Raw genomic sequence first — 13,784 nt, forward strand, 5'->3', positions numbered from 1 at the left:
CAAAGTCCATTCCGTTACGGTCCCCTGGGCGGGGACCATCCACTTCATTTCCTTGCCCCCGCTCCTCCGAAAAAAGTCCCGCTCCCGTCCGGCTAAAGGCTTGCAAGCGCGCCTTATTGACGCCGTCTGGTCGCTAGCAACTTTTTTCGGGCGGAGGCTATTAAAATTCAAGAGGAAATTTTGGTAGTACCGCAAATGTGCGGCTCCAAGGCGGCGCAGCTTAGCTGCGCCGCCCCTGAAGAGAGTGAAACTGGTGGCTTGCAAGAAAAGGGACTTATCATCTCATTTCATCTTACAAGCCTTGTGATTTTCTGGAGAGCTGGAGAAACCCGCTGGCGGCGGTTTATCCGCCGCCTATAAAAGAACAAAACCGGCGGTTTGCAGGAGAGCGGTCCTGTTTGTTTACTTTCGTCTCAAGCTCCATCCGCCTGGGGCGGATTTGAATTCTACCTTATCCGCGCAACGGAATACCGGTTCCGCATCAAATAAAAACACCGTCGCCCGGAAAAAGTTGCTAGCGCAGCGGAGGCGTCGGGAGGGCGTTTACTACCCTAAAGGGCACAGGCAACCGAGCAGCCGAAGCAAGCGTGACTTTTCCCGGAGGAGCCGACACAAGGGAGCGGGCGGATAGCCCCCGCTCAGGGGGCTGGAGCATAGCGGACTTTGTGTCGGCGAAGCGGTACGCTGGCGAACTTTGCTTCCTTTGGTTCGTTCCAAAGGAAGTGCCCGCCCGGCATGAGGGCTGCAGACTGACGATACCACAAAAAGTATGCCTCCCCGGCTGTGCCGGGTCCAGATACTTTCCCTCCATATTCCAAAAGGAATTTTGTTTTTGTACTGAAGTGGAGGGGCGACTTGAAGCGATTTTCCGAGCGTACTGGGCGGGGAAGCAAAAGCAGCCGTTCTTTTTTCCTTATAAAATGGAAATAACCAACGCCCGGGAAAAGTTGGTAGCGCAGCGAAGGCGTCGGGAAGGCGTTTACCAACCAAGCAGCCGAAGCAAGCGGGACTTTGTCCCGCCGAGCATGAGGGCTACAGACTGACGATACCACCCCCGGCTGCGCCGGGCCCGCAATTCTGTATTCCATTTTCTTTTTTCAACCAAATCTTTCCCCGCAAATTATTTTAAGGCAATACCGCACAGAAAAAAGTGCCAGATACCGCCAAGTGTGATATAATAAACCTATGGATAAACAGATGACGATTTCCGCATTCAGTGACGAATTGGCACAGGTGCGGACGAAGAAAAAGGAATTTCTCAGTCAGATTGAACGGATTGTCCCGTGGAAGGAATGGCTTGCCATGATTCAGCCGTGCTATTACAAAGGAGAGCGCGGCAACAAACCCTATCCGCTGGAGATCATGCTCCGACTGTATCTGCTGCAAAACCTCTATGACCTGAGTGATGAGGCCACAGTGGCAGAAGCCATCGACAGCCGCGCATTTTCGGAGTTCTGCGGTGTCGATTCCAGCAACCAGGTTCCGGACGGGGATACCCTTGGCCGGTTCCGGAACTTGCTGATCAAGAACGGACTGCAGGAAAAGTTGTTCGCTCAGGTGGTAGCTGCGCTCATGGAACGTGGCCTCATTCTGAAAAAGGGCACCATTGTAGATTCCACCATCATTTCCGCCCCCTCTTCTACCAAGAATAAGGAAAAGAAACGGGATCCGGATGCCCATCAGGTCAAGAAGGGCAACACCTGGCACTTTGGGTACAAAGCACATATCGGCGTGGACAAGGACAGCGGACTGGTTCACACAGTGGAAGCCACACCGGCAAATGTCCACGACGTTGCGGAAGTGCCGAAATTGTTGACGGGAGAGGAAGAAACAGTCTATGGAGACAGCGGTTATCTCGGCGCAGGTAAGCGCGAAGATGCCGTAGTCCGAAACAAAGCTGGCCGGAAAATCAAGTACAAGATCAATCGTCGTCCATCGCAGATGAAGAAACTGAGCAAAAGCGGACAGTACGCAGCAAAGAAAGCGGAACGGGCGAAATCTTCCGTCCGGGCAAAAGTAGAGCATGTATTCGGTGTCGTTAAGAAGCAGCTGCGTTTTCGAAAAACACGATACCGAGGGCTTGAAAAGCAGCAAGCCAAATTCAATATCATGTTTGCGTTAGCAAATCTGATTCTGGCTGACAGACCCTGTCTGGCAGCTTGAGTTAGTGCGCCTTTGCGGACAAAAACTTCCGAGGTTATCCACAGTTTTTACTTGGCACCTGTTGTATAATGCGGATTGTGGCATTTATGCGGTATTGCCTTAAAAAAGTGGTTTTTGAAAGCCATGCGTCTGACATCTATCTGATTGTTGAAGAAGGATTCTACAAGCGTACCTTGGATATTCACCGAACACTAGGGTTGCTCTTGCACACTCAAGTCTCGATTCAGCAATTGCTTAAGCTGCCAGCGGAATGCTTTCATCCTAAACCAAAAGTAAACAGTGTCTTAATAAAACTTACCCGCCATACCACAGATGTTCCAGATAAATATTGGAAGCTATATACGTACTTNTTAAGGCAATACCGCACAGAAAAAAGTGCCAGATACCGCCAAGTGTGATATAATAAACCTATGGATAAACAGATGACGATTTCCGCATTCAGTGACGAATTGGCACAGGTGCGGACGAAGAAAAAGGAATTTCTCAGTCAGATTGAACGGATTGTCCCGTGGAAGGAATGGCTTGCCATGATTCAGCCGTGCTATTACAAAGGAGAGCGCGGCAACAAACCCTATCCGCTGGAGATCATGCTCCGACTGTATCTGCTGCAAAACCTCTATGACCTGAGTGATGAGGCCACAGTGGCAGAAGCCATCGACAGCCGCGCATTTTCGGAGTTCTGCGGTGTCGATTCCAGCAACCAGGTTCCGGACGGGGATACCCTTGGCCGGTTCCGGAACTTGCTGATCAAGAACGGACTGCAGGAAAAGTTGTTCGCTCAGGTGGTAGCTGCGCTCATGGAACGTGGCCTCATTCTGAAAAAGGGCACCATTGTAGATTCCACCATCATTTCCGCCCCCTCTTCTACCAAGAATAAGGAAAAGAAACGGGATCCGGATGCCCATCAGGTCAAGAAGGGCAACACCTGGCACTTTGGGTACAAAGCACATATCGGCGTGGACAAGGACAGCGGACTGGTTCACACAGTGGAAGCCACACCGGCAAATGTCCACGACGTTGCGGAAGTGCCGAAATTGTTGACGGGAGAGGAAGAAACAGTCTATGGAGACAGCGGTTATCTCGGCGCAGGTAAGCGCGAAGATGCCGTAGTCCGAAACAAAGCTGGCCGGAAAATCAAGTACAAGATCAATCGTCGTCCATCGCAGATGAAGAAACTGAGCAAAAGCGGACAGTACGCAGCAAAGAAAGCGGAACGGGCGAAATCTTCCGTCCGGGCAAAAGTAGAGCATGTATTCGGTGTCGTTAAGAAGCAGCTGCGTTTTCGAAAAACACGATACCGAGGGCTTGAAAAGCAGCAAGCCAAATTCAATATCATGTTTGCGTTAGCAAATCTGATTCTGGCTGACAGACCCTGTCTGGCAGCTTGAGTTAGTGCGCCTTTGCGGACAAAAACTTCCGAGGTTATCCACAGTTTTTACTTGGCACCTGTTGTATAATGCGGATTGTGGCATTTATGCGGTATTGCCTTAATTATCTGACATAAAGGAGCATTGGACCCATGAACAACTTTTTCTCCATTGACCAGCGGTTAATGGATCTGGCCGCCCAGGCCGAGGAAACCGCCAGGGAAGCTTTCCGGCGGATCGATGAAAATTGCGAGTATAACAGTGCCAAGGTGCTTTCCGCCTTCATCCGCAACCGGGTGAGCGAATCCCATCTCAAAGGCACCACCGGTTACGGCTACGGTGACCGGGGCCGTGATGACCTGGACCGGGTGTTTGCCGACATTTTCGGCACCGAGGACGCTTTGGTCCGCCACACCTTTGTTTCCGGTACCCACGCTCTGGCCACCGCCCTGTTCGGCGTGCTGCGTCCCGGTGACCGGATGGTATCGGTGACCGGCAGCCCCTATGACACCATGGAAGAAACTATCGGCCTGCGGGGAGAAGGCACCGGTTCCCTTGGGGAATTCGGCGTCACCTACAGCCAGGTGGACCTGCTTCCTGACGGCACCCCCGACTATGAGGGCATCCGCCGGGAAGCTAAAGGAGCCCGGATGGTGTATCTCCAGCGTTCCAGAGGCTACAGCCTCCGCCCCTCGCTGAATATTGAAACCATCCGCTCCATCATCGCCGCCGCCCGGGAAGTCAATCCCGACGCCATTGTGATGGTGGACAACTGCTACGGCGAGCTGGTGGAGCGTCTGGAGCCCACCCAGGTGGGAGCCGATCTGGTAGCCGGTTCCCTCATCAAGAATCTGGGCGGCGGCATCGCCCCCACCGGCGGCTATATCGCCGGACGGCGGGACCTGGTGGAGCAGTGCGGCTACCGTCTCACCTGCCCCGGCATGGGCAAGGAAGTGGGCTGTACCCTGGATGTACTGCGGAGTATGTACCTGGGTCTGTTCAACGCCCCTGCCGTAGTGGCTGCGGCCCTGAAAACCGCCGCCTTTGCCGCTGCCTTCTACAGCCTGCTGGGCTTCCAGGTAACTCCCACTGCCAGCGAGGAGCGGACCGATATCATTCAGTCGGTGCTCTGCGGCGGTCCTGAGCAACTCATCGCCTTCTGCCAGGGTATTCAGAAGGGCTCCCCTGTGGATTCCTTCGCCGCCCCCGAGCCCTGGGATATGCCCGGCTATGACAGCCAGGTGATCATGGCCGCAGGCGCTTTCACCATGGGCGCTTCCATCGAGCTGTCCGCCGACGCTCCCCTCCGGGAACCCTACGCCGCCTGGCTCCAGGGTGGTCTGACCTACCCCACCGGTAAAATCGGCGTTATCCTCTCCGCTCAGGAAATGCTGGAGCGTGGACTGCTGAAACTGTGATCCCGCTGAGTTTCACGCCCTCCATTGTAGAAAACAGCCTTTGAGCAGGTAAAAGGAAAGCTGTTTTCCTCAAAAACAACTGCTGGGGCTTTTGTAAGTCACGGGCAGTTTCCTTCAAAATTGTGATTTCCAACAAAAACAGGCTTTTTCTGCCGGATTTTCCCTGGCGGAGAGCCTGTTTTTTCCTGTCTCACAAAAAACGACAGAATTTTTTGTTGACAGCGCTGGCCGGGGAATGTATAATCATTTCCGTAATAAAAGATGTTTGTCATAAGTTGTGCTAATGCTTGCCATTAGGAACTCCGTTCCCAAAAGGAGGGTCGAAGGTCGGGAAAGAAACTGCTTTCTCCACAGTGGACGAGCATCTTTTTTCAGTTTGGAACCACCGCTCCTTTTTCTGCGGGGCGGGTCATTGGAAAGGAAGGAATCATTTATGCTCACAGCTATCACCGGCATCAACTGGGGTGACGAGGGCAAGGGCCGCATGGTGGACCTGCTCTCTCAGAATTATGATATCGTGGTGCGGTATCAGGGCGGCAACAATGCCGGCCATACCGTGGTCAATCACCTGGGGAAATTCATCCTCAATCTGCTGCCCTCCGGCATTCTTCGCCCGGAAGTGGTCAACGTCATGGGCAACGGCATGGTCATCGACCTGGCCCATCTCTGTGGTGAGATCGGACGTTTGAGAGATGCCGGCGTGGCCATCAGCCCCAAAAACCTGAAAATCAGCGACAAGGCCGTTATCTGCCTGCCCTATCATGTGATGCAGGATGTGCTGGAGGAGGACCGTCTGGGAGACGCCAAGTTCGGCTCCACCCGCCGGGGCATCGCTCCGGTATATGGGGACAAGTATCTGAAAAAGGCCATCCGTATGGGCGAATTGAAGACCCTTCCCGCTCTCAAGGAGCGTCTCAAGGGCATTGTGGAATGGAAGAACCTGACGGTGGAAGGTGCTTACCACGCCGCTCCGGTGCAGATGGAGGAGCTGTGGAGCTGGATCACCCAATATGGCGGCCAGCTGGTGGACTATGTCTGCGACACCGGCCTTTACCTGAACCAGGCTGCCGCCGAGGGTAAAAACATCATGTTTGAAGCCCAGCTGGGCGCGCTGCGGGATATCGACTTCGGTATCTATCCCTATACTTCCTCCTCCTCCACCATTGCCGCCTACGCCCCCATCGGCGCCGGTATCCCCAACCGGAAGCTGGATCAGGTGGTGGGCATCATGAAGGCTTACTCCACCTGTGTGGGCGAAGGCCCCTTTACCGCTGAGATGTTCGGTGAGGAAGCGGAAGCCCTTCGTCAGGCAGGCGGTGAATACGGCGCGGCTACCGGACGTCCCCGCCGTGTGGGCGGTTTTGATGTGGTGGCTTCCCGGTACGGCGTGCGGATGCAGGGAGCCGATGAGGTGGCTCTCACCAAGCTGGACGTCCTTTCCGGCATGGAGAAAATCCCCGTGTGCGTAGCCTATGAAGTGGAAGGCATCGGCCGGGTGGAGGAATTCCCCTGGGGCGACGAGCTGAACAAGGCAAAGCCCATTTACGAGTATCTCCCCGGCTGGCAGGCTGACCTGTCCCATTGCCGCCGGGTGGAGGACCTGCCTGCTGAGGCACTCTCCTATATCCGGTATATCGAGGAAAAGGTGAACTGCAAAATTAAGTACGTTTCTGTTGGACCAGAACGGGATCAGTATGTTACAATGGAATAAGGATCAACAACTTTAAACAGCCCGGGGCCGGGGAGGATGCCTTGATTTTGATTCATCCCGGCTCCAGGCTGAAATCATCATCTATGGAGGTTGCCATGAGCTACGACACCTATCAGTCTCCCCTCTCCTCCCGGTACGCCAGCCGGGAAATGCTGCATCTCTTTTCCTCCGACGCCAAATTCCGTACCTGGCGCAAGCTGTGGATCGCCCTGGCGGAGGCGGAGCAGGAACTGGGCCTGCCCATCACCGATGAACAGCTGGAAGAACTGCGGGCCCATCAGGAGGACATCAACTACGACGTGGCTGAGGCCCGGGAAAAAGAGGTCCGCCATGACGTAATGAGCCATGTCTACGCCTATGGTCAGCAGTGCCCCAAGGCTGCCGGTATCATCCATCTGGGGGCTACCTCCTGTTATGTGGGAGACAACACCGATCTGATCCTCATGACCCGGGCCATGGAGCTGATTCGGGACAAGCTGGTGCTGCTGCTGGGGGATCTGGCCAAGTTTGCCGACCAGTGGAAGAACCTGCCCGCTTTGGCCTACACCCATTTCCAGCCTGCACAGCCCACCACTGTAGGCAAACGGGCCACTTTGTGGATGGAGGAGTTGCTGCTGGATCTGGAGGATGTGGAGCACTGCTTGTCTACCGTCCGTCTGCTGGGCTCCAAGGGCACCACCGGCAGCCAGGCTTCCTTTATGGAGCTGTTTGACGGGGATGAGGAGAAGGTCCGGGCTTTGGATCAAAAGATCGCCGAAAAGATGGGCTTCCCCGGGGTTTATCCTGTTTCCGGCCAGACCTATTCCCGGAAGGTGGACAGCCGTTTCCTGAATGTCCTCTCCGGTATCGCTCAGTCCGCCTCCAAGTTTGCCAATGACATCCGCCTGCTCCAGCACATGAAGGAGATCGAGGAGCCCTTTGAGAAAAAGCAGATTGGCTCCTCCGCCATGGCCTACAAGCGCAACCCCATGCGCAGCGAGCGGATCAACTCCCTGTCCCGCTATGTGATGGCCGACGCCATGAACCCCGCCATGACCGCCGCCACCCAGTGGTTTGAGCGGACCCTGGACGATTCCGCCAACAAGCGCATCAGCGTTCCCGAGGCTTTTCTGGCCACCGACGCCATCCTCACCCTGTACCGCAATGTCTGCGACGGTCTGGTGGTTTATCCCAAGGTCATCACCGCTCATCTGATGCGGGAGCTTCCCTTCATGGCTACCGAAAACATCATGATGGACGCTGTCAAACGGGGCGGCAACCGTCAGGAGCTTCATGAGCGCATCCGGGTCCATTCCATGGCCGCCGCCAGAATCATCAAGGAAGAAGGCGGAGAAAACGACCTGCTGGAGCGGATCGCTGCCGATCCCGCCTTCGGCGTCACTCTGGAGGAGCTGAAAGCCATCCTCCAGCCGGAAAAATATGTGGGCCGCGCCCCCGGACAGGTCACCGAATTTTTGCGGGACGTGGTTGCTCCCGTTCTGGCCCGATATCCCCATATTAAAGCCTATGACGCGGAAGTACGGGTATAAAAGGATCTTATTTTTCTGTTGTCCCTGAGAAAACCGCTTTTCAGTGGGTAAAAATCCAAACCTCATCCAAATGCCCCCCGGTGCAGGCTATCAAACCTCCATCGGGGGGCGTTTCAGAAAAAATCTCACCCTAGATGGGCATCATTGTATCAGAAGGAATCTCCTGTTATAATGGGGGCGATGGAATCAGATAAGTCTCCGGTCACATCTTGTTCCAATAATCCCTACCTGTTGGAAGAAGTCCGAAAGCATCACCGTATTTGATTCAGGAGGTTTTTTTATGAAAGATGTACTGATTATCGGCGCAGGAATCGTCGGAACCGCCATTGCCCGCCGCCTTTCCCGATACAAACTGTCGGTGGCGGTTGTGGAAAAGGAGGCAGATGTCTCCATGGGGGCCACAAAGGCCAACAGCGCCATTGTACATGGCGGCTATGCCGAAGCTCATGAAAAAACAAAGGGCCGTCTTTGCTACAAGGGCCGAATCCAGTTTGAACAGCTGGACCGGGAGCTGAACTTCGGTTTTCGGAAAACCGGCAGTCTGGTGATGACAACCGATCCGGAAGACCTGCCCAAGCTCCAGAGTCTGCTGGAAAACGGCATCAAAAATGGCCTTAAAGACTTGAAGATTCTGGAACGGGAGGAGATTCTGGCTCTGGAACCCAACCTGAACCCCGATGTAGTCTACGCCCTTTACTGCGAGGGGGCAGGGGTCTGCTCCCCCTATGAAATGGCCATCGCCCTGGCGGAAAACGCTATCCATAACGGCGTGGAGTTTCATCTCAATACCCCTGTGGAAGCTATTGAGAAGAAAGAAGACGGATTCCTTGTTCATACCAGCGGGGGAGACTTTGAAAGCCGCTTTGTCATCAACTGTGCCGGCCTGTTCTCCGACCGGGTGGATCAGATGGTCAACCAGCCCACCTTCCATATCCGTCCCAGAACCGGAGAATATTTGTTATTCGCCCCCGGCACAGGAAAAGCTCTGAACACTGTGGTGTTCCAGATGCCCTCCAAAATGGGAAAGGGAATTCTGGTTACATCCACCTACCATGGCAATCTTCTCCTGGGGCCGGACGCCATTGATGAGGATGGAACCGTGGATCGGAGCACCCATGTGGACCGGCTGTACGCCATCTATCAGGCGGGCTTCCACACCACCTCGAAAATAGATCCCACCAAGTTCATCCGCAGCTTCACCGGCATCCGGGCAGTGGCCTCCACCGATGATTTTGTGATTGGAGCCACAGCGGTTCCCGGCTTTCTCAATGCTGCCGGTATTCAGTCCCCCGGCCTCACCTCCTCCCCGGCCATCGCTGACCTGATGGCAGAAATTCTTGGAGAACAAGGGCTGATACTGGAGGAAAAACCGGACTACGATCCCTACCGGGCTCCCATCATCAAATCCGGAAAGCAGCCCCGTCCTTTCAGCGAAATCAACAAACTGCTGGACATCCCCTCCTGCCCGGAAAAAATTATCTGCCGCTGTGAGCAGGTGGAGGAAGGAACCATCGTGGATTGTCTCCATCGGGGTATCCAGGTAACGACCGTGGACGGAGTTAAGCGGCGCACCCGGGCCTCCATGGGATTCTGTCAGGGGCAGTTCTGCCGTCCCCGGATCAAAGAGGTGATAGAACGGGAATATGGCATCCAGATCGACGGACGAACCGATGTGGAAAAGGAAGGCGCTTCCCGTGTGACCCGGGAGGAATTCATCCGCTGCTGCAAGGAGCGGCAGGAACAGCAATAATCACATCTTTGCCGTGAAAAGCAAAGGGGCTGGAGAATGATTCTCCGGCCCTTTTTTCGGTTAAAAAGTTTTGAGAGACAGGGAGATTTCCATTCTGTCAGTAAAAATAACAGGCCGCCTTTCGGCGGCCAAAGGTGGGGGCGGCGGATAAACCGCCGCCCCCACCCCTGAGCGTGTCGAAAAAATTCGACACGCTTCCAGGGGGACCCAGTCCCCCTGGATACGCCGCAGGTTCCTGACGAAACCAGCGGCGATACCCCCGGTTTCGCGCCCCTGTGGGCGCGGGTCGTGGTATAAAAATCAGGCACATGTCCCTCTGAGTGTGCCGAAGGCATTCGGCACACTTCCAGGGGGACCCAGTCCCCCTGGATACGCCGCAGGTTCCTGACGAAACCAGCGGCGATACCCCCGGTTTCGCGCCCCTATGGGCGCGGGTCGTGGTATAAAAATCAGGCACATGTCCTGATTTTTATGAGGATTTTAAATTTTGTTTGTGCCTTGAGATAGGTTTTTAGACAGACGCAGGGGGCGGCGGATAAACCGCCGCCCCCCTTGCCCTAAAACCGTTTCGGTGGGAATAGCCCTTTCTCAAAACTCTCTGTCAGTCCTGTTCCTTATGGGAAACGTCCTCCTGGCCGGAGAGCTCCTCATCGGGATCCGACTGTGCTGCTTCTTGCGAAAGCTCCTCCAAAGGCGGCATAGAAGCTTCATGGTCCTGACCCGGCTGATAGTCCGCCTCTCCGCTCTCCTGTTCCAGGGGGCCGCCAAAAGCAACCTGCTCCAGTTGGTCCGGAATCAGCGCCGGAGCCTCGGCAAGGAAACGGGGCGCCAGGAAAAACAGGTAACACAGCAGCGCCAGCAGGCTGATCACACTGATGACTGCCCCCAAAGCCAAACCAGGAGTTCGGTAGACAAAGCGGATTTCGGCATCTCCGGCAGGGACCCGCACCGCCATAAAGCCTACATTCACCTGCTCAATGATGGCTGTCTTGCCGTTGACTGTGGCGCTCCAGCCCTCATCATAGGGGACGCTGAAAAATACAAGCCGGTCCTGATCGAAGCTGGAATGGGCGGTAAAGCCGTCCCGGTCGATGGTGAAATCATCGCAGGCCATGGAACTGCGGCGGGCGGCATCGTAGCTGAAGTCCTCGTTGAGCACATCCCGCAGGAAGGTGTCCTCGTCCACCTGGGTCATCAGATCACTGTTGCGGCGGATGGCTCCTCCATCCAGATAGATGGCCCGAAGCAGACACCGGGAACGGTACTCCTTGGGAATCTCCTCCCAGTCGTCCTCGTCCATGTAATAATCATAGGCAAAGCCCATGGGAATGAAATTATCGTTTTGATAGATGTTGTAGCCCAGCCGCTGATCCACCAGGGTATAGCCAGGCATCACATCCTGCTCCGGCTCCGTTTCCTTGATATACAGCCAACGGACCGAAAGGAGGCTGCGCAGTTCAGGATACTTCACATCCGGCTTGGAGGAAACATCCCTTTTTACATCCACCTCCGGGTAAAACTCCATAATGGAAACCGGCACCACGCTGTGGAACGCCTGGATGTTGGGAATATTCCAATACATTCCCAGATTGTCGTTGCCGTTGTAGATATCGCTGCGGGCAAACTCGCCTTCCTCGTTCATGTTCATCTGATCCCGTCCCGGCAGACCTACTTCATAGATCCACTGATTGTTGGGATAGGTTGCTTTACCAATGAGCATGGCACAGGTGGTGAACAGAAAACAGCCCACCATGGTCATGGACAGGAGACGTTCCTTGAAATGAGGATGATTGCGGCTGGTGCGCAGCAGCAATGCCACCGCCAGAAAACCGGCCAGGGTGATACCCGCTGTAGCCAGGAACCGGCCCAGATGCTGATACATTCCAAAAACCCATTCATCCCCGGATTTTTTGGGGGTCAGGCCCACCATCACCAGGAACAGCGCCATCACCAGAGCGGTGATCCGCATTGCGGCAGCCAGGTCCACGCTTCCGTACGGACCCGATTCCTCAATGGCCTTGACGGTAGCCAGACACATCAGCAGCACCGGCATATAGAACCAGCGGGTATAATAGGAGTAGTTTTCCAGCACAAACAGATGGTTGAGCATGGGCACCATGGCCATGATAAAGGAGAGGATGAGCATCCGCTTGAGCCAATCCTTTTTGGGGCTCTTCCGCCGCAGCCATGCGATGACACCGGCGGCGCTGAACATAGGAATATAAGCGGACAGGGAGGACCAGGTGGCTCCCCGGTCAGGGAACCAGTTGTTGAGGGCAGGCATATCCGGCGCGAAGAAAATACTTTGAAGAATGCCCAGATACCGCTGGGGATTGCTGTAGTACCACAGAGAAGGCCCCAGCAGCAGATTGTCGGCGGTGGTGCGTGGATTTCCCATCACCGCCAGCACCGAGGGAAGGAAAGCTACCATGGCTAGGCCCATTCCCAGCACCGCTTCCACTGCCAGGGACAGGAACTTTCTCACACTCAGCCGCCACTTTGGATCGGTGAAGCGCACTAAGAAGTAGAAGGCCACAAAGAACACTTCTCCAATAAAGAACCAATAGTTGACCATGGCGTTGACGGTGATGGCCAGGGCAAAGCGTCCCCGCTTTCCTTCGGTCATGGCCTCCTCCAGACCGATGAGCAGCAGCGGGAAAAAGACGATCACTTCATGGAAATGGTTAAAGAAGATGTTGTAGACCGAAAAGCCGGAAAAGGCGTACAGCAGCCCGCCGATAACGGCGTACTCCGGGTCCCGGACAAAGCGCTTGAGGTACAGATAGGCGGTCAGGGAGGCGCAGCCGGATTTGAGCATCAGCAGCGGAGCCATCAGATAGGGAGTAAAGGCCGGAGGCACCAGCAGGGACAGCCAGAAAAAAGGGCTGAACAACAAATAAAAGCTGTAGGAGCCGATGAAGTTCGCACCCAGGTCTGTGTTCCAGTTCCACCAGATGTTGCCGGTGCGGACCGCTTCGTTGGCCAGCTGATAGAAGGGGATCTGCTGAACATTAAAGTCCCCGTAATAGAGAAACAGCCCCTTATCATAGATGATATAGGGCAGAAAGGCAGCAAAAGCCACAAAAACCCCCAGCAGAAAAGCCTGTAAACCCAGATTTCTGCCGGGACGGAGGGAACGAAGCGGTTTCATTGTTTTACCATCCTTTGTTGTAAGTTATGGGAAAGTATTGGGCAGAGCCTTTGGGGCCGGCAGCACGGCCCGAAAAAGGCCCTCTCCGCCAGCCCGGAAAACAAACGGGAATAAGCCTCTTGTCCCATTTCCTCTCCACCGTCATAACAGTGTCCAAAAAAGTGGAAAATCCTGCCCTGGGAATGGAAAAATCCAGCCTGCTTCAGCACTTCAGAAAGCAGAAAAGCCACAGTCCGCCCCAGGGGAAAAATCTTCCGGATGGACCCATGATAATGTTTTTCCCGGGGGATGTCAAGGTAAAGGAAACACCTGAGGAAATACCCGCCGCCGGACAACATTCTCCAAAGTGTTTTGGTCCATTATCCATTATTGTAATACTTGGCAGCGGCATATTTTTGAGGATTTTGCGTCTTTTTCAGGGAAAAATCAAAAGGAAAACAGCAGGCAAATTTCCTGGCAGTCAAATGGCTGCCGCCAGCGCAACAGATTGCAGCAAATCGTATCCTTTGAGGCATTCACCAGGTCCCCTGACACAAACTCCCGCCCCGCGTTTACTGAGAGGGGGCGGCGGTTTATCCGCCGCCCCCTTTGGCCGCCTTCGGCGGCCAACCCTTCCACCAAAGAAGCGAGTGGATTGTCGGGCTTTACCCCGACAACCGGCGAGCGGGCGGTATCGCCTCTGCCGAGACAGGAGC

The 13,784-nt window shown here is 54.8% G+C and carries 7 protein-coding genes and 1 pseudogene; 7 read left to right on the top strand and 1 reads right to left on the bottom strand.

From position 1 onward, the window contains the following. Nucleotides 1-1,197 precede the first annotated feature (1,197 nt). The 7 genes and pseudogenes from BQ5383_RS08545 to BQ5383_RS08570 all read left to right on the top strand — a co-directional run bounded on the left by BQ5383_RS08545 (nucleotide 1,198) and on the right by BQ5383_RS08570 (nucleotide 9,938). Nucleotides 1,198-2,163, top strand: a complete 966-nt coding sequence (locus tag BQ5383_RS08545; RefSeq protein WP_083389760.1) for an IS5-like element ISBian1 family transposase — start codon at nucleotides 1,198-1,200, stop codon at nucleotides 2,161-2,163. Nucleotides 2,164-2,261: 98 nt separating this feature from the next. After that, nucleotides 2,262-2,558: pseudogene (locus tag BQ5383_RS20075) on the top strand (rRNA adenine N-6-methyltransferase family protein); the annotation flags it as partial. Between the two features lie 27 nt (nucleotides 2,559-2,585). Further along, nucleotides 2,586-3,551, top strand: a complete 966-nt coding sequence (locus BQ5383_RS08550; RefSeq protein WP_083389760.1) for an IS5-like element ISBian1 family transposase — start codon at nucleotides 2,586-2,588, stop codon at nucleotides 3,549-3,551. 131 nt (nucleotides 3,552-3,682) lie between these two features. Beyond that, nucleotides 3,683-4,948: a methionine gamma-lyase family protein gene (locus BQ5383_RS08555; protein WP_071431107.1), complete on the top strand. Its 1,266-nt coding sequence runs from the start codon at nucleotides 3,683-3,685 to the stop codon at nucleotides 4,946-4,948. Nucleotides 4,949-5,381: 433 nt separating this feature from the next. Further along, the gene (locus BQ5383_RS08560) at nucleotides 5,382-6,659 is read left to right on the top strand and encodes an adenylosuccinate synthase (protein WP_071431109.1); all 1,278 of its coding nucleotides are present in this window, start codon (nucleotides 5,382-5,384) and stop codon (nucleotides 6,657-6,659) included. A 95-nt stretch (nucleotides 6,660-6,754) separates the two neighbouring features. Then, a complete protein-coding gene (purB, locus tag BQ5383_RS08565) occupies nucleotides 6,755-8,188 on the top strand; it encodes an adenylosuccinate lyase (protein ID WP_071431111.1) in 1,434 nt (477 codons plus the stop codon). Between the two features lie 280 nt (nucleotides 8,189-8,468). Beyond that, complete coding sequence (locus tag BQ5383_RS08570) at nucleotides 8,469-9,938, top strand: NAD(P)/FAD-dependent oxidoreductase (protein ID WP_071431113.1); 1,470 nt, start codon at nucleotides 8,469-8,471, stop codon at nucleotides 9,936-9,938. A gap of 601 nt (nucleotides 9,939-10,539) precedes the next feature. Here the strand turns inward: BQ5383_RS08570 and BQ5383_RS08575 are convergent. Beyond that, the gene (locus BQ5383_RS08575; protein WP_071431115.1) at nucleotides 10,540-13,089 is read right to left on the bottom strand and encodes a YfhO family protein; all 2,550 of its coding nucleotides are present in this window, start codon (nucleotides 13,087-13,089) and stop codon (nucleotides 10,540-10,542) included. Between the last annotated feature and the right edge of the window lie 695 nt (nucleotides 13,090-13,784).

The sequence above is a fragment of the Angelakisella massiliensis genome (assembly GCF_900104675.1).
GTDB classification, from domain to species: Bacteria; Bacillota; Clostridia; order Oscillospirales; family Ruminococcaceae; genus Angelakisella; species Angelakisella massiliensis.